Genomic DNA, 3,070 nt, shown 5'->3' with positions numbered 1-3,070 from the left:
GTAGGGCCAGAACGGTGATTTTATCCGGGTCTAGCCAGTAGGTCACTTTGTTGCATTTCAACTGGGAATGGGGCGTCGGCCCCCCCCAGATACGATACCTATTTTACAGGAATAAAATTCCAAATTTGATTGTCTTCTAAAGAAATAGGATAATACGTTAGTACATCAGTACCATTTGCAGTACTGTCATTTAATTTGAAAATCTGACTTGGATAAACCAGACTCCTTATAATATACCCACCTTTATTCTGATCATATTCTATTATCCAATATGACCTGTCATCTGCAACAGAGTCTACATTATCAATTTTTACAGGAGAGTTTTCTTTTTGAAAAAAAATCCCCATATTTGAGAAATTTTCATTTAGGATGCGATATGCTTTTAATTTGTAGTCATATACAATACGCCACTCTGAAGTTTTTAATTTTATGTCGTCTTGTATCACAAGATTAAAAGATGGCTGTCTATAATCAAGCACCTTTCTGTAGTTTAGTTTAGTCGATATTTTGTACACCCCATCTGGAATAATGGGGTTATTCACCGGTTCAATTTGCCATTTTTGCGCCTTACTATTGTTGCGCGGATAAAATTGTATATTGGTCATATTATTTATGTTAGAGTAACTTAAATCTATTGCTTTTTTTTCATCTTTATAACTCTTTAACACATAAAATCCATCCTTTGTTTCTTCAATTATCCAGCACTGATCATCATAAAGTCCCTTTTTATACCCAAATATGTTCTCTGGCCTATGATTGCTATCCCAACTCAAATAGAAACGGTCTTCTTTTAATCCTGATGATATAATGTAAGCTCTTTTTTCTTTGATATAACTAAATATCCAAACTTGATTAGGTTGATATAAATTTTCATGGATATTTACATTGGGCCAATCTGAGGTTTTTGATAGCTGTATCACTGCATTAGAATGGATGCTGCTTCGTATTTGATATGTTCCATCAGGAAGAACAGCAAGCTTCCTTGATGTGATTTCCCATTTTTGAGCCATGGTATTATTAGGGGGGTAAACCTTTATATCAGCTCGGTCATTAGTATTACTGTTGGTTAAATCTAATACCCATGTTTTTTCAAACTCGCTATAAAAGCTCTTGATGGTGAAAAAACCATCCTTGGTAGGTTCAATGGTCCAAAATTCGTCATCTGTCCCCCCCGTATCCTGACGCACTACCACAGAGGTTTCTGTGCGGTAACTATCCCAAGCTAAGCACAATTTTGGATTTTTTGAGCTAACTATTTTATAGGCTTTTTTATCCTTATGGTATTGTAATCTCCATAGTTGGTTAATTAATCCCAAATCCTGATAAACATAAACATTAGCCCCACTTTCATTTTGTGACATATCTACTACGGCTGTTCTTTTTATACTTGATCGGATGTAATATTCTGTATCATAAAAATAAGCTGCTATTCGTTTATGCTTAGGTATGGTAGGTTGGTCAACCTTGCCTACGTTAACAGATCTACTATGTCTATTATGTGAGAAGTGTGAATTCCTCAAAGATAAAGGAGTATAAATAAGAGGGGTAAACTCATCTAACCTGAGAGGTTCACCAGTTATTCCTATTACATATCCAGTAGGGGTTCCTATCAGCCTTGGCTCATACGGTAATGGATTGCTATAATCATTATCGTACGCACGATTATAGTTATCATTCACAGTCCAAAGCCCGTTGTCTTCCCAATATTGTGGGTTTGCAAGTTCGCTCATAGGAATAGTATTTAACATCTCTCCCGTGAGTTCGGCATATCGAATAACCCTATCAGGCCCAAATCCATTGTGTGCGACGATTTCATCCATATCTGAAAACTCTTCAAGCAGCGCAGAAAGTCTCTCTACCCTATCGCTATCTCTTTCCGATCTGGCCTGATATATTGCCATTTCAAAGGATCCGATTAAATCAAAAAAATTTTCTGCCGGTCTAATATCGTAAATATATGCCGAAGAGTCCGGATCGAATTGATGTTCTGACTCTGGATCGTCATTCGGATCAATAAGCTGCATAGTAATAGCAACAACACGTTCAAAATTCCATGTTGTAGCAACAGAAGCACTCACATCCTGATTGGAATCTGGAATGTCTCCCACCCCTTGAAAATGATAGGTAAGATTATTTCTTTGTACGAATCCAGGATTTGGTACATGAGGACGAAACCCCCCATGTCCTTCCATTTCTTGTCTTTGTACTGTCTCAAAATCACGTGTATCTGCTCTAAAAACATTATGTACCGTTCTCATAATACTCTATACTCCCGTTAGGATTAACAAATACTGCTTTTCGAATATCATCCGATATAATATATAAATGGGCCTGTCCTGAAAATTGTGTAAATGCTTATATTCCTATAGCGTGTTAAGTCAAAAGGATATGAGTCATGGCGAAAAAACCTCGAACACCGGATACTCCCAAGCTCGCAATGTTGCGTCAGATCACTGGTGAACTGGCAAAAGATATCAAAACTGAAGCTGACCTCAATAAGATCCTCAACCAGTTCGTCAAAATGACGGTAGAAGCCGCGTTGGGCGCTGAGATGGAACACACCTCGGCTATGCTAAAAGCGCCACTGAAGGCCGAGAAAGTGGTAACAGTCGCAACGGCTTCTCATCCAAAATGCTCACTTCACAGTACGGCGAGCTGGCCATCGAGACACCCCGTGATCGCAACAGTGAATTTGACCCCGTTATTGTTCAAAAAGGTCAAACCCGACTGACTGGGTTTGATGAGCAAATTTTAGCCTTTTATACTCAAGGGATGACCACCCGAGAGATTACCAACACGTTTAAAAAACTTTACGATTCAGAGGTGTCCCCCAACACTGATATCCAAAGTGACAGATGCGGTAATAGAGTAAGTCACAACCTAGCGTAATCGCCCACTGGATAGATAGTCTGTATCCTATTGTTTATATGGATTGTATTTTCATTATAGTGCATCAGGATAAACGGCTTATCAACAAATCTGTCTATATTGCGTTAGCCCCATTCCCAGTTGAAATGCAACAAAGTGACCTACTGGCTAGACCCGGATAAAATCACCGTTCTGGCCCTAC

2 protein-coding genes and 1 pseudogene are annotated in these 3,070 nt (G+C 38.6%); 2 read left to right on the top strand and 1 reads right to left on the bottom strand.

Annotated elements, in window-relative coordinates; genetic code table 11:
- Positions 1 to 98: 98 nt before the first annotated feature.
- Positions 99 to 2,258 (bottom strand): RICIN domain-containing protein, encoded by a 2,160-nt coding sequence (locus AEP37_RS23010; RefSeq protein ID WP_082170908.1) that lies wholly within the window; start codon positions 2,256 to 2,258, stop codon positions 99 to 101.
- Between the two features lie 137 nt (positions 2,259 to 2,395).
- Here AEP37_RS23010 and AEP37_RS27480 point away from each other — a divergent pair, with 137 nt between their 5' ends.
- Together AEP37_RS27480 and AEP37_RS28010 are read left to right on the top strand one after the other, a co-directional pair.
- Positions 2,396 to 2,731 carry a hypothetical protein gene (locus tag AEP37_RS27480; protein ID WP_049615503.1) on the top strand — a complete coding sequence of 112 codons (336 nt, stop codon included), beginning with the start codon at positions 2,396 to 2,398 and terminating at the stop codon, positions 2,729 to 2,731.
- Positions 2,620 to 2,889 (top strand): annotated as a pseudogene (locus AEP37_RS28010) (transposase); the annotation flags it as partial. The gene AEP37_RS27480 and the pseudogene AEP37_RS28010, both read left to right, overlap by 112 nt.
- Between the last annotated feature and the right edge of the window lie 181 nt (positions 2,890 to 3,070).

It is taken from the genome of Yersinia pekkanenii, assembly GCF_001152565.1.
Classification (GTDB): Bacteria; Pseudomonadota; Gammaproteobacteria; order Enterobacterales; family Enterobacteriaceae; genus Yersinia; species Yersinia pekkanenii.
This window is presented reverse-complemented; position numbering and strand designations above follow the sequence as displayed.

Excerpts from the sequence above, each read along its gene's own strand:
- AEP37_RS27480 (WP_049615503.1), top strand. The coding sequence starts at position 2,396 with ATGGCGAAAAAACCTCGAACACCGGATACTCCCAAGCTCGCAATGTTG.
- AEP37_RS23010 (WP_082170908.1), bottom strand. The coding sequence starts at position 2,258 with ATGAGAACGGTACATAATGTTTTTAGAGCAGATACACGTGATTTTGAG.